Raw genomic sequence first — 16,181 nt, 5'->3', positions numbered from 1 at the left:
CGAGGGGCTTCGGTCAAGGGGTTGTGGCCTGCTAGAACCAGATCGTCTAAATTGTTGGAACAAAAGGGGTGAAAGTGGCAAGGTCGGTGCTGTATCAGCAGGTGGCGGCGGAATTGCGTCGAGCCATCTACTCGGGTGTCCTCGGCCCCGGGGCGCAGCTGCCGACCGAGGCACAGCTCATGGAAGACCACGGGGTGAGCAGGAACACCGTCAGGCTGGCCCTCGGAGAGCTCGTCAACGAGGGACTGGTCACGCGTACGCCGCGGCGCGGCACGGTGGTCCGGGACCGCAGGCCGTTGCTCATCTACCCGCAGCGCGAGCTGGAGCCGCAGCCCACCGGAGAACTGAAGGAGGCCTTCGCCTACGCCGTTGCGCAGGAAGGCCGGGCGCCCAGCCAGTACATTGAAGTGCTGACGGTTTCTCCCGTCGAGGAGATCGCCAGCAGGCTGGAGCTGGCGGATGGGGAGTTGGCGGTCGTGCGCCGCCGTCTGCGGTTCGTCGACGGCCAGCCGTACAACACCAACGACTCCTACTTTCCCCGTGATCTGGTCGCCGATTCCGAGATCGCCAGGCCCGGAGACATCGCACGAGGGGCGAACAGGGTCCTGGAAGAACTGGGCCATGCGCAGATACGCGTCGTCGACGACATCTGGGCCCGCATGCCCAACCAGGAGGAGGCCGAGCGCCTCCAACTCGAACTCGGCACACCAGTCATGGTGTACGTCCGGGTCGGGTACGACGGGGCCGACATACCCGTGCGTGTCGCTGTGTCGGTGCTGCCCGCCGACAAACATCTGATCAGATACGAGCTCGATCGTCGCCGCTGACGGGCTCGGTTGAAGGGGTGATCCCGCCGGCCGGGCGCAGCGAGAAAGCCGCCTCGCTGGCCTAGGGGAGTCGTGCATACTCCCCTAAATCGCCATTTATCCATATATATCGGGTTGAGGACCCGTTTCGCCCCTGCGCGACATCGTGCCATCACGCTCTGTGTCGGCATGGGCACCCTACGCATCGAAGGGCTGTATTATGCACACAAACACCCTCCTTCACCCCCTCGCACTCCGGCGCGCGGAGCCCGCGGACCTTCCCGGCGTACTCAGGCTTCTCGCGGACACCGCCGAGTGGCTTTACACGAAGGGAGTGCGGCAGTGGCCGCGGCAGGGGTTCGGCCCCGAGCGGATCGAGCCGCTCATCGAGGAGCGGACCCTGTACCTGCTCGACGACGAACTCCGCTATCTCGACCTCGACGGGCAGACCCCGCCCGTGGCCACCATCGCCCTCGACGACCACGCCGACCCGGAGTTCTGGACCCCCGCCGACGCTCCGGGGGCCGCGCTCTACGTCCACAAGCTGGCCGTGGCGCGGCCGTGGTCCGGCAGCGGGCTCGGTGACGCGCTCCTCGACTGGGCCTGCTCCTCGGCCCGTTCCGCCGGGCTGCCCTGGCTCCGGCTCGACTGCGCCAAGGCCAACCCGCGGCTCCAGGAGTACTACCGCAGGCGCGGTTTCCGGCACGTCCGCACGGTGGACCTGCCGCACCGCTCGTCCGGGGCCCTGTTCCAGCGGGCGTCGCGGGACCTGTCCACGACGGCCTTCCGTGACCTGACGGTCGCGGAGCTGATCAGCGCCTAGCGACCCCTCTGGCCGGATCCGGTCCGGTGGGGGGCCGGGTCCGGCCGGCGGTCGCGCCGCCCAGCCGGTCGTGTGGGTCCAAGATCATACCGCAAGGGCCTCAATGGGCACGTGCGTTTCCGGCGCAAGTGGACAGAGCACCATATAACCTCTCCTCCATGACCGGTTCCCTCCTTGAGGTGATCGCGCTGAACGTGCGCGACGCCGTGGCCGCCGAGCAGGGCGGCGCCGACCGCCTGGAGGTCGTCGCCGACATGGCGGCCGACGGGCTCACCCCAGCACCGGAGACGGTCGCCGCGATCGCCGCGGAATGCCCCCTGCCCCAGATGGTGATGCTCCGCTGCGAGGCCGGCTTCCTCGCCGACCCCGACGTCCTGGACCGGCTGCGCCGCGACGCCAAGGCGCTCGCGCAGGCGGGCGCGGCCGGGTTCGTGTTCGGTTTCCTGGACGGCGCGGGCGTGGTCGATCTGGCGGCCACCGAGGCGCTCATCCACGCGGTCTCGCCGCTCCCGTGGACCTTCCACCGCGCGGTGGACCACGCCGCCGACGTGCAGGCGTCCTGGCGGGCCGTGCGGCTGCTGCCCAACCTGGCGACCGTGCTCACCTCCGGCTCCCCCCACGGGGTCGGCGCGGGGCTGCCGACGCTGAGGTCCAGGGCCGAGGCCGGCGACGGGTCGATCATCCTGGCCGGCGGCGGCCTCAAGCCCGCCCACGTGCCCGACCTGCTGGACTACGGCATCCGCGCCTTCCACGTGGGCTCGGCCGTACGGGCGAGCTGGACGGACCCGGTCGAGTGGCGGCTGGTCCGGCAGTGGCGCTCCCTGGTAGAGCGCGACTGAGCCCTCAGGTTCGGATGGACAGGGCCGCGTCGGCGCGGCGCAGGGCGGCGGCCAGCGCCTTGACGGTGGCGGGCTCGTCCATGACGCCGCCCCCGGACGCCCGCCCCTCCTCCCAGGCCCGTACGCGCTCCCGGTAGGAGTCGTAACGGGCCAGGTGGAAGGCGTAGACGGTGGCGAACCTGCTCACGAGCTGGGCCGGGTGCATGTCCCAGCCCTGATGGAAGCCGTGGGCCAGCGAGTGGCCGACCAGCCGGGCGTGCCGTCCCCACAGGGCGTGGACGTCCTCGGCCCGGTCGGAGGCGGGCGCGGCGGCCAGCGAACCGTCGGACAGCTCGACGCCCGTGCCCGCGAACGCCGTCTGCATCACGTGCCTGGCGTGGTCGCAGGCCGGATGGTCGAGCCGCTGCTCGTGCGGCGGCAGGCCGATGGCGGCGGTGTAGTCGAACACGCCGAAGTGCGCCGCGGCCAGCCGCCCGCCGAGCGACCCGGGCAGCTCGGCGCGCAGGAAGGGCAGCGTCTGCGGGGCCTCCACCTGCATCTCGAAGCGCAGCCCGGACAGGCCGAGGCGCGCCTCCAGCCGGTCCAGGACGCCCGCGAACTGCCCGAGGTACTCCTCCATGAGCACCTTCGGGAACGTCACCGTGAACCCCGCGGGAAGCTCGCCGGCCCGCTCCAGCACCTCGGTCAGGAAGCCGCCGAGCGTGCGCACCGACCTCGCCGGGTCGCCGTCGGCGAACGACTTCACCCGCAGCCCCCACCGGCGCGGCAGCGTGCCGCCGGCGTGCAGGTCGGCCACGGCCCGCGCGGCCCGCTCGGCGTGCCCGTCCTCCTCCTCGTACGGGCGCACGCCGTAGCCGTCCTCGAAGTCGATCCGCAGGTCCTCGACCGGCTCGCGGGCCAGCTTGCCGAGCACCCGGTCGCGCACGTCGGGGGCGGACGCCTCCAGATGCGCCTTGGCCAGCGAGAACGCCTGCTCGCCCCACTCGGCGACGGTCGAGGCGGAGAAACGGTCGGCGGGCACGTAGACCGTGTGGACCGGCTGCCAGCCCGGCTCGGCCATGGGGAAGCGGGCCTGCTGGACCGCGTGGACCTCGGCGAAACCGGGCACGGGCTCATCGTTCACGTACGGGCTCATTCCAGGTGGGCGCAGGCGCGGAGCATGGTGTCGACGCCGACCAGTTTGACGCGCTCGCCCCGGCCGAGCGACCTGGCCAGCTCGCCCTCGGCCCGTTCGATGGCCAGCCAGTCGTCGTAGGTCACCGGCCGCACCCCGCGCTCGGCCAGCAGCGACTCGACCGACGGCCGCGACACCCGCGCGCCGCCCTCCAGGAGCTCGCCCTCCAGGTCGGCCAGCAGCGTGCGGACCGTCTCGGCGGCGTCGGACTTGTTGGTGCCGATGACGCCGGTCGGACCGCGCTTGAGCCAGCCCGCCACGTACTCGTGCGGGCGCACCCGGCCGGCCTCGTTGGGCACGGTCATCGTCCGCTCGGAGAAGGGCACGCCGGGCAGTGGGACGCTCTGGTAGCCGACCGAGCGCAGGACCATGCCGACGGGCAGCGTCTCGTACTCGCCGGTGCCGACGACGCGGCCCTCCTCCGACAGGCGGGTGCGCTCCAGCCGGAGCCCCTCGACCCGGTCGGCGCCCAGGATCTCCACAGGACGCAGCCAGAAGCGCACGTCGAGGCGGCGCGGACGGCCCACGGGCTCGCGGCCGGCCCACGACTGCAGGACGTTGATGTTGCCCTGGACCTGGCGCGGGAAGTCGGCGCCGAGCACGGCCGCCTCGTCCGGGCGCACGCACACGTCGGCGTTGGTCAGCTCGCCCAGCTCGCGCAGCTCCTTGAGGGTGAACTTGGCGTGCTCGGGCCCCCGCCTGCCGACCATGTGGATCGCCTTGACCTGGCTCTGGCTCAGCCGGTCGAGGACGTCGTGCGGCACGTCGGTGTGCCGCAGCTCCTCGGCGGTCTTGGCCAGCACCCGGACGACGTCGACGGCCACGTTGCCGACCCCGATCACCGCGACCTCGGAGCTGTCGAGGGTGAACCGGCCGGGATCGACGTCGGGGTGGCCGCAGTACCAGTTGACGAAGTCGGTGGCCGCCACGCTCCCCGGCAGGTCCTCGCCGGGGATGCCGAGCCGCCGGTCGACCATCGCGCCCGTGCAGTAGACGACCGCGTCGTAGACGCCGAGCAGGTCCTCGACGGAGACGTGGCGGCCCAGGGTGACGCCGCCGAGGAAGCGCACCTGGGGCAGCTCCAGCACCCTGCGCAGGTAGTTCGCGATCGACTTGATCGAGGTGTGGTCGGGCGCCACGCCGTACCTGACCAGCCCGTACGGCGTGGGCAGCCGTTCGAGCACGTCGACCCGGACAGCCTCGCCCGACTGTTTGACCAGCGCCTCAGCCGTGTAGATCCCGGCGGGGCCCGACCCGATGACCGCCACGTGCAACGCCACGCTGCCTCCTCATGCCGGTGAAGGTGCGACGCGGAGGACGCGTCCCTAGAGGTGCAACCGGCCCGTGTGCTCGATGTATCCCCGGTCGGCCGCGCGGATGAACCCGTCTCCCGTCAATGCCGTCCTCTTCGGATTCTCGCCCACGCGGCCGCTCATGGCAGCCCCTGAAACGCCGGTGGTCCGGAGACGGCCCGGGAACGCAGGGCGAGCTTGTCGACCTTGCCGTTGACGTTGACGGGCAGCGCGTCCACCACCTCGACGCGCTTGGGCACCTTGTAGTTGGACATGTTGGCCTTCGCCCAGTCCAGCAGCGCGACGGCGGTGACGCGGGCGTCCGGCCGGGGCACCACGTACGCCACGCCGGCCTCGCCGGAGACCGCGTCGGGCACGCCGACCACGGCGGCCTGGGCCAGCGAGCCCTCCCGCAGCAGGAGCGCCTCGACCTCGGCGGGGGAGACGTTGAACCCGTTGACGATGTAGAGCTCCTTCTTCCTGTCCACGATGGCGAGGTTGCCGGCCTCGTCCAGCACGCCGATGTCGCCGGTGTGCAGCCAGCCGTCGGCGTCGATCACCTCGGCGGTCCTGGCGGGCTCGTCCCAGTAGCCGCGCATGACGCCGTAGCCGCGTTGCAGGATCTCGCCGCGCGTGCCGGGCGCGACCTGCTCGCCGTCGTCGTCCACGATCTTGATCTCGATGCCCGGTACGGCCCTGCCGGTGGTGTTCGCGACCACGTCGATGGGGTCACCGGCCCGCGTCATGGACACGACCGTGCCCTCCATCAGCCCGTACGCGTTGATCATCCGTTCCAGGCCGACCCGCTCGGCCAGCCGGGTGATCAGCGTGGCGGGCACGGACGCGGCCCCGCAGATGGCCACGCGTAACGAGGAGACGTCCCGGTCGGCGCGCTCCAGCTCGTCCAGGATCCGGGCGAACAGAGTGGGCGGCCCGGCCAGGATCGTCACCCTCTCGTCGGAGATCAGCGACATCAGGGCGTCCGGCGAGAAGGACGGGATCGGCAACATCGTGGCCCGGCGCAGCACGCAGGCGACGAGCCCGGCGTTCAGCCCGAACCCGTGGTTGAACGGCGCGATCACCGGATAGCGGTCGTGCTCGTCCAGCGTGACGATCTCCGCCCAGTCCCAGTAGCCGCGCAGGACCTGGGCGTGGTCGAGCATCACCCCCTTGGGCGTGCCCGTGGTGCCGGACGTGGACATGATCTCGCACAGGTCGCCGGGCCCGACCCCGAGCGCCCGCTCCTCGGCCACCCGCCCGCTCACCCCGCCCGCGTCCAGGTCGCCCGCCGCGCGGACGGCCACCGGGCCGTCCAGGGGCGGCAGCAAGCCGGCGAGCGGCGGATCGCCGACGATCAGCACCTTCACCCCGGTACGGGCGATCAGCCCCGCCGCCTCGATGCCCTTGTACCGCGACGACAACGGCACGAGGACGGCCCCCGAGTCCCAGACGCCGAACGCGTGCCGCACCCAGGACGCCGAGTTCGAACCCCAGATCGCCACCCGGTCGCCGGGCCCGACGCCGAGGGCGATCAGGCCGCGGGCCACCTCGGCGGCTCCCGCCCTGAGCTCCGACAGCGTGACCCGGGCGCCGCCCTCGACGACCACGACGTCGTCGGGATGGCGTTCGGCCTGGTCGCGCAGCATGCGGGGGAGCGTCCCCCAGTCGGGCATCGATGCCATCGGCTACTCCGTCGCGCTAGCTGAGGAGGGCTCTGTCCCGTCCGAGATGGTGGCCGCGCCGGTCGTCCACAGTGCCGGGCACAGGGGTCTCCTGGACGTCCTGGGCGATCCGCACGTCGACGGAGATCGGGGTCAGGGCCCGTACGGCCTGCTCGATCCTCGACCGCCACATGGGGTTCCTGATCAGGCTCTCCCGGCCGAACGACACGGTCAGGGCGGCGGCGTCCAGGGTGCCCTGACGTTCGACCGACAACTCCCAGCCGGTCACGCCGTCGATCTTCGACAGTGCCTTCTCGATCCGGGGCAACGCCAGCCACACGCCCCTGACCAGCACGTGCTCGCCGACGGTGTGCGCGGGCGCGGGCAGCTCGGAGCCGTCGGCCCTGGCCACCAGGCCGGTCCTGAGCACGGCGTCGCCCAGCGTCGGGTGCCCGGACGGCGTGACGACCAGCTCGGCCAGCGCGGCCTCCTGACCGGCCCGGTCGTCCTTGGTCAGCGAGGCCAGGCCCAGCACGCCGTCCGCGAGCGGGGTGAGCGGCGCGTCCTCGGCCGTCCTGAACGCGAGCGCGCCGCCGCCGAACGGGCTGGCCAGCACCTCCGTGACCGCGCAGCCGAACTCGCCCGCCAGGTGTCCCATCGTGCGCTTGGAGGCGATCTCGCCGGTCAGGACGATGTGTTCCAGCCCGAGGTCGAGCGGGTCGAGGAGGAACTCCAGATGCAGGCGGGCCAGCAGGTCCATCGCGCCCGTCGGCGTGCTGACCAGCGTGGTCGCGCCGAGCGCGGTCAGCGCGTGGTGCAGGCGCAGGCGGCCGCGCGGCCCGACCGCGGCGGCGGCCCGCGCGACGTCCGCGGCGGCGGCGGCCCACAGCGCGCCCGCCGGTTCGGCGAGCGCCACCACGACCCGGTCACGCCCGCCGACGCCGGCCGCGCGCAGCGCCGCCCCGGTGAGCCCGGTCGCGGCGGCCTCCTGCGGGCCGGCCGGGAACACGCTGGACAGGTCGGGGGCCACGAGCAGCAGCCCTTCGGCGGAGCGTCCGGTCGCGGCGAGGTCGTCGCGGGTCAGCCAGCGGGCGGCCGTCAACGGGCCACCTCGTTCATGAACAGCGTCATCGACTCGCACACCCTCTCGTGGGCCAGCCCGCCGACCTGCGCCTGGATGATCAGGTCCGTGGCGCCCGCCTCGGCGATCCTGGCCAGGGCCTTGCGCGAGCCCTCCACGTCGTCCACCACGACCATGAGGTGCTCGCGCAGCGTGGCCATGGCCTCCTCGGGCGGCATCCCGGCGGCGAGCTGGCCCAGCACGCGGTGGGTGGCGTGCCGGGCGTCGTAGTAGTCGGGCGGGGTGACCAGGTTGACCTGGCGGCGGATGTACCACAGGACGGCGTCGGCGGCGGTGGCGGTGGCCTCGTCCCGGGTGGGGGCGGCGAACCAGGGGATCATCAGGGCGATCCGGCGGGAGTCGGGGTCGAAGCCGCTCTCGGCCAGGCACTCCCGATATTTCGCGATATCGGCGGCGACGTCGTCGATGCCCTTGAGCATCGTCATGCCCAGCAGGTTGTAGCCGTGGCGGGCGGCGGCCAGGTAGCCCTCCAGCGAGGTGGAGGCCACCCACACGGGCGGGTGCGGCTCCTGGACCGGACGCGGGTAGACGGCCACGTCGGGAATCTCGAAGAACTCGTTCGACCTGCTGACCGGCTCGCCGTCGGCCCGCCAGATGGCCAGGGTGGCCTCCAGCGAGTCCTCCCAGATCTGCCGCGACTTCTCGAACGGCTTCTGGAAGGCCTGGTACTCCAGGGGCGAGGCGCCGCGTCCCGTGCCGAACTCGACCCGGCCGCCGCTCAGCACGTCGAGGGTGGCGACCCGCTCGGCGGTGCGGATGGGGGACTGGAACGGCAGCAGCACCACGCCGAGCCCCAGGTGGATGCGCTCGGTGCGCTGGGAGATGGCCGCCAGGACCAGGTCGGGGGCGGAGGAGTGGGAGAAGCCCCTGGTGAAGTGGTGCTCGACGAACCAGGCCGTGTCGAACCCGAGCCGATCGCCGAGGACGACCTGCTCGATCACGTTCTGGAACGCCTGTTGCTCGACCTCGCGGGTGCGGCCGCGGACCTCCAGTTCGTACCCCAGGCTGATCCGTAGGGACGTCATCGCGCCTCCGGCGAAAGTAGTGAACCAAGCGCTCGCTTGGTAGAGACTATCAGGGCCGAAGTCTTGCGGGAAGGGCGCGCCGCCGATCAGAGTGGTTGCTCGTGAGGCGAAAGCACGCGCTGCGGCGGTCGAAGGACGGCACGTTCCACGACCATGGCGACGACGATCCCTCACTCTCCGACGCGCGGGGCTACGAGGCGTTCGGCCGGGTGATGGCCGCCCTCGCGACCGAGGCCGACTTCATCGAGTGCTGCCGCGACCTGACGTGGTGGCGCGGCGCCGACCGGAGCTGGCACATCGAGTGGCGCGACGGGCCCTACGCCTCGGAGGTGGCCGCGCTGCTCGCCGAGCAGGCGGGCGACGCCGACGCGTCCGAGCCCGCGGCCGCCGGCCACTCGGGCGCGGGCTCGGCGGTGCTGGAGGTGATGGGCGTGCGGTTCGAGCTGCGCGCGGTCGACCCCATGGGCCGGGCGCGGGTGCGCGCGCGTCCCGGGCTGTGGCGCCTGGCCGAGGCCCTCGACACCACCCGCCGCACCAACACCCGCCATCCGTGGGAGGAGCTGCTCGGCGGCTGAGCCGTGCTACGCCTCGCCGAAGACGTGCGGGGCCAGGCGGGCGCGGTGCGCCTGCGGCGGGCCGAGGAGCTGGGCGTCGGACGTGGCCCGCTTGAGATACCGGTGCGCCGGATGTTCCCAGGTCACCCCGATCCCGCCGTGCACCTGGATGTTCTCGCCCGCCGCCGTCAGGTAGGCCTCCGCGCAGTACGACCCCGCCACGGCGGCGAAGACGTCCGGCTCCGCTGCGGACTGGGCCGCCGACTCCGCCGCCGCGTGTGCCGCCGAGCGGGCGGACTCCACGAGCAGCAGCACGTCGGCCAGCTTGTGCTTGATCGCCTGGAACGAGCCGATCGGCCGGCCGAACTGCCGCCGCGACCGCGCGTACTCGGTGGCCATCTCCAGGCAGCGGGCCGCGCCGCCGGTCTGCTCGGCCGCCAGCGCCGCGATCCCGAGGTCCCGTACGCGGGCCCACGACGTCCCCGGGCCCAGCAGCCGCACGGGTGCGCGGTCGAAGGCGAGGCGGACCAGCGGCCGGGTCTCGTCCACGGTCGGGTACGCCGCCCGCCGCGTCGGCACGGCCTCCACCAGGCGCCCGCCGGCGTAGGCGAGCACGACCTCGCCCTCCAGCGCGTACGGCACCGCCCCCGAGAGCCGGTCGCCCTCCAGCAGCAGGTCGCCGTCGCCCGGCAGCACGACGGTCGCCGTCGCCGCCCCCGAGGCCAGCTCCGGCAGCAGCCGCGCGCGCGCCGCGCCGTCCCCGTCGGCCATGAGCGCGCCGACGGCCATCACGGCCGACTGCAGGAACGGGTGGGGTGACAGCGCGCGTCCCAACTCCTCGGCCACGGCCGCCGCCTCCCGCGGGCCGCAGCCGGCGCCGCCGTACCGCTCGGGCACGAGCAGCCCCGCCACGCCCACGTCGCGCGCGAACGCCTGCCATGTCGCGTCCGGCCGGTCGGCGAGATAGGCGCGGACGACGGCGCCGAGCTCATCGGAGAGGGTCACCCGAGCATCCTAAACCAAGCGATTGCTTGCCTTAGATCCGGATGACCGAAATTTGCCTTTTTAGGATGGATACATAATCTGGATGTGGTCATCCCTAGACATTTCCGGGGGAGGGATTGACCAGGGAATGAAGATGAACCACACCGCAATCGAGTACGCCGACTTCGCCGAATGCGACCGGCGTCTGCGCCGCATGGAACACCACGTGCTGGCGGCCTTCCTGGCGGGACTGGCCGTGGGCCTGGTCGGCATGCTCACCGCCGGCAAAGGACCGGTCTGGTTCGGCCAGCTCTACGACCCGTACGCCTACCTGACCCTCGCGCTGGTCGTGGGCGCCACCGCGTCGGGGTTCGGCTGGGCGCTGCTGACCACGTTCCTGGCGGCGGTGTCCACCCTGGTCGCGGCCATGGGCGCGAGCGCGCTGCGCGGTGCGGACGGCTTCGACATCATCGGCGGCGGCGTCGCCGGCCTGAACTGGACGGTCGGCCTGCTCGTCGGCCTCGGCCTGCTCGCCTACGTCACCCGCAGGAGGGACGCCTGGGGCGACCTGGCCGCGGGCGCGATCGGCGCCCTGCTCATCGCCGACGTCGTCGACCGCGCGACCCCCGGGTTCATCGACAGCGAGCCGGCGTTCTGGCCGGGACCCGCCACCGTGGTCGCGCTGCTGGCCGTCGCCCTGGTCGTGGTGCTGCGCAGGAACAGGCGGGCCCGCGTGCGCGCGCTGGCCGTCTCGGCCGTCTTCGCGGGCCTGTTCTCGGTGGGCCTGGCCGTCTTCGTGGGCGGCTGGCTGCCCCTCTCCGCCTGATCGCACGCCCCGGCGATCCGGCCTCTCGTCCGTACGCGCCCGTTTAACGCCGAGCGGCATGGCTCCCCGAGTCGATAGCCTGTAGTCCTTCACATCCAGGCCCGAGCAAGGAGTAGCCGTGTTGCTGCGCATGTCGTCGTTGTTTCTTCGCACCCTGCGGGACGACCCGGCAGACGCGGAAGTGCCGAGCCACAAGCTCCTCGTCCGCGCCGGCTTCGTCCGCCGCGTGGCGCCCGGCATCTACTCGTGGCTGCCCCTCGGCAAGCTGGTGCTGGAGAACGTCACCAGGATCGTCCGCGAGGAGATGAACCGGATGGGCGGTCAGGAGGTGCTCTTCCCCGCCCTGCTGCCCCGCGAGTACTACGAGGCCACCGGCCGCTGGACCGAGTACGGCGACCTGCTGTTCCGGCTCCAGGACCGCAAGGGCACCGACTACCTCCTCGGCCCCACGCACGAGGAGCTCTTCACCGACATGGTCAAGGGCGAATACTCCTCGTACAAGGACTACCCGGTCACGCTCTACCAGATCCAGACCAAATACCGCGACGAAGCCAGGCCCAGGGCCGGCATCCTGCGCGGCCGCGAGTTCCTGATGAAGGACTCCTACTCCTTCGACCTCGACGACGACGGCCTCAAGCGCTCCTACGAGCAGCACCGCGAGACCTACATCCGCACGTTCGACCGGCTCGGCATCGAGTACAAGATCGTGTTCGCCACCTCGGGCGCGATGGGCGGCTCGGCCTCCGAGGAGTTCCTGGCGCCCACCCCCACCGGCGAGGACACGTTCGTGGCCTGCCACTCCTGCGGCTACGCGGCCAACGCCGAGGCCGTCACCACCACCCCGCCGGCCGTCCGCGACCTCGACGGCGCCGCGCCGATGCGGGTCCTCGACACGCCCGACACCCCGACCATCGAGTCGCTGGTGTCCTACGTCAACGAGCGCCACGGCCTGTCCGTCACCGCCGCCGACACGCTGAAGAACGTCGTCGTCAAGGTCACCACGCCCGGCTCCGACAAGGTCGAGACGCTGATCGTCGGCGTGCCCGGCGACCGCGAGGTCGACTTCAAGCGCCTGGAGGCCGCGCTCGCGCCCGGCGAGCCCGCCATCTTCGAGGCCGCCGACTTCGCCGCCCACCCCGGTCTCGTACGCGGCTACATCGGCCCGCAGGTCCTGCGCGAGCTGGGCATCCGCTACCTCGTCGACCCCCGCGTCGTCACCGGCACCTCCTGGGTCACGGGCGCCAACGAGCCCGGCAAGCACGCCGTCGACGTGGTCGCCGGGCGCGACTTCGTCCCCGACGGCACGATCGAGGCCGCCGAGGTGCGCGCGGGCGACCCCTGCCCCCGCTGCGGCTCCCCGCTGTCCATCGACCGCGGCATCGAGATCGGTCACATCTTCCAGCTCGGCCGCAAGTACGCCGACGCGGCCGGCCTCGACGCCCTCGGCCCCGACGGCAAGCCCGTCCGCATCACCATGGGCTCGTACGGCATCGGCGTCTCCCGGGCCGTGGCCGTCATCGCCGAGCAGGCCCACGACCAGCTCGGCCTGGTGTGGCCGCGCGAGGTCGCGCCCGCCGACGTGCACATCGTCGGCACCGGCAAGGAGAACCAGGTCGAGGCCGCCCTTGAGCTGGCCGGCGAGCTGGAGGCGCAGGGGCTGCGGGTGCTCGTCGACGACCGTGCCCAGGTCTCGCCCGGCGTCAAGTTCAAGGACGCCGAACTGCTGGGCCTGCCGACGATCGTGGTGATCGGGCGCGGGCTGTCGCAGGGCGTCATCGAGCTGCGCGACCGGGTGACCGGCGTCAAGGAGGAGATCCCCCTCGCCGAGGCCGCCACGCGCATCCTGGCCGCCTGCCGCTGACCCGCCCGCCGTGGGGCCGGGCCACCGGTCCGGCCCCGCGGTGGTCAGCCCCGGGGGGCCGGGCCACCGTCCCGGCGCCGCGGTGGTCAGCCGCCGGGGCGCGACGGCGACGTCGTGGGGGCGGGGCTGCTGCCCGGCATGCCGGGGAAGGCCGCGGGCGGTGCCGGCTGGAAGGCGTAGGCGCGGGTCGCCGACTCCTGCATGGCCAGCGCCGCGTATCTGCGCAACGTCGCGTCGCGGGCGGCGGCCAGCTCCAGATAGGCGGCCGTGATGCCGTTCTCCACCTGCGCCGCCAGCCGGGCGGCCTGCGCGCCGCCCGTGGGCACGTACGGCAGCGCGTAGGAGGGCTCCGACTCGTTCGGCCTGCCCCCGCGGCTGGTGATCAGGCTGCGGAGCTGATCGCGGTGGGCCCGGTGGGCGTCGTACGCGGCGCCGGTCAGGTCCCGCAGGGCGCCGCTCGTACGCGCCCCCAGGAGGCCGTAGGCGAACACGGCGGCGTGTTCGGCGGCCAGGGCCTTGCGCAGCTTCTCGATGTCGTCCCCGTCCACCACGACCCCGTTCACGATGATTTCGGCAGCGACACGGCGTGGACCGCCTCGCACGCCCCGATGCTGGCGATGAGCTGGGCCACGCCGGGGGACAGGCCGGCGAGCTGACGGGGCCGCTGGGCCGCCGCCCGGCGCTCGACGTCCCGCAGCCGCGCCAACGAGGGCTTGGGGGACTTCGACGGCGTGGCGGCGGGCGACGCGCCCGGCGAGACCGGCGCGGTCGGCGTGGCGGCGGGCGGTGTGCCCGCGGGCAGGTACTTGCGCAGCTCGGCCAGGTGCGCCTGGTGACGGGCGCGGAAGGGCTCCAGGGACTCGGCGCCGCCCGCGATCAGCGCCGAGTAGAGGGCGACCGTGCGTTCCTTGTCGGCGATCACCTGCCGCAGCAGGACGGTCTCGGGCGAGTCGGGCTCAGGGGTCGCGGGCTTGGCCGGGCCCGAGGCGCTGCAGGCCGTCAGGGCGGCCGCTCCGCCCGCCAGCACGGCTCGCCTGGAGAGGTGACGCGGGCGCACGGGCTTGGACCTCCGGTGACTACGGACCCGGTGACGACGGACCCCGGTGACCGGGATGCCGCCGGAGACGGCTCCAGGTGACTGCGGGCGCAGATAGCATCGTACGGGCTGGTGCCCGGGAACGCCGTCAGGCGACGCTCCGCCACTCGACCACGACGAGTGGCGCTCTCCTCGTGCCTCCGTACAGATAGGGTGTCAACTGTCGTCGCTGGCTGCGCAGCCGGCCGACGGAGAGCCAGTGGCGAGGTCCGCCCGGCTGAGACATGACAATAGGGGAGGTCGATATGGGCAGCGCATCATCCCGCGACCACCTGATGAAGCTCCTGGAGCCTGTGGTCGGCGCGGAGGGCCTCGATCTGGAGGACGTCACGGTCACCCAGGCGGGCAAGAGGCGGTTGCTGCGCGTGATCGTCGATCGCGACGGCGGCGTGAGCCTCGACGACATCGCCGACGTGAGCCAGGCCGTCTCCACCGCGCTCGACGAGGACGACGTGATGGGGCAGGCCGCCTACACGCTTGAGGTCTCCTCTCCGGGCGTCGACCGCCCGCTCACCGAGCCGCGCCACTGGCGCCGTGCCGCCAAGCGGCTGGTGAAGGCCGAGATGAGAGACGGCACCGTGATGGAGGGCCGCATCCTGGCGGCGGACGAGAGCGGCGTCGACCTCGACGTCGCGGGCTCCGCGCGCCGGCTCGATTACCAGGACCTGACCCGAGGCCGGGTGCAGGTGGAGTTCCGCCGGATCGACGACACCGACGACGTCGACGGCGACGAAGGCTAAGGGGGAAGCCTCGTGGACATCGACATGAGCGTCCTGCGCAGCCTGGAGCGGGAGAAGGACATCTCCTTCGACCTGGTCGTCAAGGCGATCGAGGACGCGCTGCTGATCGCCTACTTCCGCACCGAGGGCGCTGCGCCCAAGGCACGCGCCGAGCTCGACCGCGGCAGCGGCCACGTCACGATCTGGGCGGCCGAGCTCGACGACGAGGGCGACGTCGTCAGGGAGTTCGACGACACTCCGGGCAATTTCAGCCGGATCGCCGCGACCACCGCCAAGCAGGTCATCCTGCAGCAGCTCCGCGACGCCGAGGACGAGATCAACTTCGGCGAGTTCGCCAGCCGCGAGGGCGAGCTGGTCTCGGGCGTGATCCAGCAGGGCAAGGACCCGCGCGTGGTGCTGGTCGACCTCGGCAAGATCGAGGCCGTCCTGCCGCACGCCGAGCAGGTCCCCGGCGAGGACTACGTGCACGGCGAGCGCATCCGCGCCTACGTGGTGCAGGTGAAGAAGGGCCACAAGGGGCCGTCGGTGACGCTGTCGCGCACCCACCCCGGCCTGGTCAAGAAGCTCTTCGCGCTGGAGGTGCCCGAGATCGCCGACGGCACCGTCGAGATCGCCGCGGTGGCCCGCGAGGCCGGCCACCGTACGAAGATCGCGGTCAGGTCGCGCAAGCCGGGCGTCAACGCCAAGGGCGCCTGCATCGGCCCGATGGGCTCGCGCGTCCGCAACGTGATGACCGAGCTGCACGGCGAGAAGATCGACATCATCGACTGGTCCGAGGATCCGGGCGACTTCGTGGGGAATGCGCTGTCTCCTGCGCGTGTTTCCCATGTCGAGGTTCTCGATCTCGAAGGACGGGTCGCAAGAGTGACGGTCCCCGACTACCAGCTTTCGCTGGCCATCGGTAAGGAAGGGCAGAACGCCCGGCTTGCCGCCAGGCTCACCGGATGGCGCATTGACATCCGGCCTGACACCCAAGCCGAGGATGCCGCCGGTTCCGTAGATGCGTCAACACGGTAAGCTGGAATATGGTGGCCACGCGGCCCCACAGCGCACCTGTGTGGGCTGCAGGGTTCGCACGGCTAAGTCCGAGCTGCTCCGTCTGGTGCGGATCGAGGACCATGTGGTCCCTGATCTGCGAGGACGGCTTTCTGGCCGCGGTGCATCACTGCATCCGTCCTTGAGCTGTCTGGAGCTCGCCGAGCGCCGCCGAGCGTTCCCGCGCGCGTTCCGCGTGCCGGGGCCGCTTGACGTCGCAGGTGTGCGGGCACACCTGGAGGGAGAATCACGAAATGTCATGTAGGACGCCGAGTTGATGGGCGGAGTCAGATTGCTATGAGCGCCTGATGAGCACGCGGCGAT

At 72.1% G+C, this 16,181-nt stretch carries 17 protein-coding genes; 9 read left to right on the top strand and 8 right to left on the bottom strand.

Translation table 11 applies throughout. From position 1 onward, the window contains the following. Positions 1–86 precede the first annotated feature (86 nt). From ACWCSU_RS34445 to ACWCSU_RS34435, 3 genes are all read left to right on the top strand, one after another. Positions 87–827 (top strand): GntR family transcriptional regulator, encoded by a 741-nt coding sequence (locus tag ACWCSU_RS34445; protein ID WP_449940576.1) that lies wholly within the window; start codon positions 87–89, stop codon positions 825–827. 313 nt (positions 828–1,140) lie between these two features. Next, complete coding sequence (locus tag ACWCSU_RS34440) at positions 1,141–1,629, top strand: GNAT family N-acetyltransferase (protein WP_357694447.1); 489 nt, start codon at positions 1,141–1,143, stop codon at positions 1,627–1,629. 158 nt (positions 1,630–1,787) lie between these two features. Continuing rightward, positions 1,788–2,468 (top strand): copper homeostasis protein CutC, encoded by a 681-nt coding sequence (locus ACWCSU_RS34435; protein WP_357694445.1) that lies wholly within the window; start codon positions 1,788–1,790, stop codon positions 2,466–2,468. A gap of 4 nt (positions 2,469–2,472) precedes the next feature. Here ACWCSU_RS34435 and ACWCSU_RS34430 read toward each other — a convergent pair whose 3' ends face one another. The 5 genes from ACWCSU_RS34430 to ACWCSU_RS34410 form a co-directional block, all read right to left on the bottom strand. Beyond that, positions 2,473–3,591 carry a DUF6986 family protein gene (locus tag ACWCSU_RS34430; protein WP_449940572.1) on the bottom strand — a complete coding sequence of 373 codons (1,119 nt, stop codon included), beginning with the start codon at positions 3,589–3,591 and terminating at the stop codon, positions 2,473–2,475. A gap of 8 nt (positions 3,592–3,599) precedes the next feature. Then, positions 3,600–4,922: an FAD-dependent oxidoreductase gene (locus ACWCSU_RS34425; RefSeq protein WP_449940570.1), complete on the bottom strand. Its 1,323-nt coding sequence runs from the start codon at positions 4,920–4,922 to the stop codon at positions 3,600–3,602. Positions 4,923–5,074: 152 nt separating this feature from the next. Then, positions 5,075–6,616, bottom strand: coding sequence for an AMP-binding protein (locus ACWCSU_RS34420; RefSeq protein ID WP_449940567.1), 1,542 nt, complete (start codon positions 6,614–6,616; stop codon positions 5,075–5,077). Positions 6,617–6,632: 16 nt separating this feature from the next. Next, on the bottom strand, positions 6,633–7,697 hold the full coding sequence (locus tag ACWCSU_RS34415; RefSeq protein WP_449940565.1) for a hypothetical protein: 1,065 nt from the start codon (positions 7,695–7,697) through the stop codon (positions 6,633–6,635). Further along, positions 7,694–8,761 (bottom strand): LLM class flavin-dependent oxidoreductase, encoded by a 1,068-nt coding sequence (locus ACWCSU_RS34410; protein WP_364094040.1) that lies wholly within the window; start codon positions 8,759–8,761, stop codon positions 7,694–7,696. The genes ACWCSU_RS34415 and ACWCSU_RS34410 overlap by 4 nt, the downstream gene beginning before the upstream one ends. A 101-nt stretch (positions 8,762–8,862) precedes the next feature. Between ACWCSU_RS34410 and ACWCSU_RS34405 the strand changes: the two genes are divergently transcribed. Then, positions 8,863–9,336: a hypothetical protein gene (locus ACWCSU_RS34405; protein ID WP_449940563.1), complete on the top strand. Its 474-nt coding sequence runs from the start codon at positions 8,863–8,865 to the stop codon at positions 9,334–9,336. A 6-nt stretch (positions 9,337–9,342) separates the two neighbouring features. Here the strand turns inward: ACWCSU_RS34405 and ACWCSU_RS34400 are convergent, their stop codons facing one another. Continuing rightward, positions 9,343–10,320 carry an acyl-CoA dehydrogenase family protein gene (locus ACWCSU_RS34400; RefSeq protein ID WP_449940562.1) on the bottom strand — a complete coding sequence of 326 codons (978 nt, stop codon included), beginning with the start codon at positions 10,318–10,320 and terminating at the stop codon, positions 9,343–9,345. Positions 10,321–10,453: 133 nt separating this feature from the next. On the opposite strand from ACWCSU_RS34400, the gene ACWCSU_RS34395 reads away from it, so the two are divergent. Together ACWCSU_RS34395 and ACWCSU_RS34390 are read left to right on the top strand one after the other, a co-directional pair. After that, positions 10,454–11,125 (top strand): hypothetical protein, encoded by a 672-nt coding sequence (locus tag ACWCSU_RS34395; protein WP_357694430.1) that lies wholly within the window; start codon positions 10,454–10,456, stop codon positions 11,123–11,125. A 118-nt stretch (positions 11,126–11,243) separates the two neighbouring features. Further along, positions 11,244–12,986: a proline--tRNA ligase gene (locus ACWCSU_RS34390; protein ID WP_449940559.1), complete on the top strand. Its 1,743-nt coding sequence runs from the start codon at positions 11,244–11,246 to the stop codon at positions 12,984–12,986. Between the two features lie 86 nt (positions 12,987–13,072). On the opposite strand, the gene ACWCSU_RS34385 is transcribed toward ACWCSU_RS34390, so the two are convergent. Then, positions 13,073–13,549, bottom strand: coding sequence for a ferritin-like domain-containing protein (locus ACWCSU_RS34385; RefSeq protein ID WP_397042948.1), 477 nt, complete (start codon positions 13,547–13,549; stop codon positions 13,073–13,075). Further along, positions 13,546–14,043: a hypothetical protein gene (locus tag ACWCSU_RS34380; protein WP_449940556.1), complete on the bottom strand. Its 498-nt coding sequence runs from the start codon at positions 14,041–14,043 to the stop codon at positions 13,546–13,548. Before ACWCSU_RS34380 ends, ACWCSU_RS34385 begins: the two co-directional genes overlap by 4 nt. Positions 14,044–14,327: 284 nt before the next feature. On the opposite strand from ACWCSU_RS34380, the gene rimP reads away from it, so the two are divergent. The 3 genes from rimP to ACWCSU_RS34365 are packed head-to-tail and all read left to right on the top strand — an operon-like array spanning position 14,328 to position 16,122. Next, positions 14,328–14,822 carry a ribosome maturation factor RimP gene (gene rimP, locus ACWCSU_RS34375; protein ID WP_364094057.1) on the top strand — a complete coding sequence of 165 codons (495 nt, stop codon included), beginning with the start codon at positions 14,328–14,330 and terminating at the stop codon, positions 14,820–14,822. A gap of 12 nt (positions 14,823–14,834) precedes the next feature. Then, entirely contained in the window at positions 14,835–15,839 is a 1,005-nt protein-coding gene (nusA, locus tag ACWCSU_RS34370) for a transcription termination factor NusA (RefSeq protein WP_357694420.1), read from the top strand. Further along, positions 15,823–16,122, top strand: coding sequence for a YlxR family protein (locus tag ACWCSU_RS34365; RefSeq protein WP_357694418.1), 300 nt, complete (start codon positions 15,823–15,825; stop codon positions 16,120–16,122). The genes nusA and ACWCSU_RS34365 overlap by 17 nt, the downstream gene beginning before the upstream one ends. Positions 16,123–16,181 lie beyond the last annotated feature (59 nt).

The sequence above is a fragment of the Nonomuraea sp. NPDC001699 genome, from assembly GCF_053596455.1.
Note: the sequence above shows the minus strand (reverse complement) of the source record. Positions and strands in the feature narration are given on the sequence as shown.

Coding starts and splice junctions, on each gene's coding strand:
- ACWCSU_RS34435 (WP_357694445.1), top strand. CDS start 1,788: ATGACCGGTTCCCTCCTTGAGGTGATCGCGCTGAACGTGCGCGACGCC.
- ACWCSU_RS34420 (WP_449940567.1), bottom strand. CDS start 6,616: ATGGCATCGATGCCCGACTGGGGGACGCTCCCCCGCATGCTGCGCGAC.
- ACWCSU_RS34410 (WP_364094040.1), bottom strand. CDS start 8,761: ATGACGTCCCTACGGATCAGCCTGGGGTACGAACTGGAGGTCCGCGGC.
- ACWCSU_RS34395 (WP_357694430.1), top strand. CDS start 10,454: ATGAACCACACCGCAATCGAGTACGCCGACTTCGCCGAATGCGACCGG.
- rimP (WP_364094057.1), top strand. CDS start 14,328: ATGGGCAGCGCATCATCCCGCGACCACCTGATGAAGCTCCTGGAGCCT.
- ACWCSU_RS34365 (WP_357694418.1), top strand. CDS start 15,823: ATGCGTCAACACGGTAAGCTGGAATATGGTGGCCACGCGGCCCCACAG.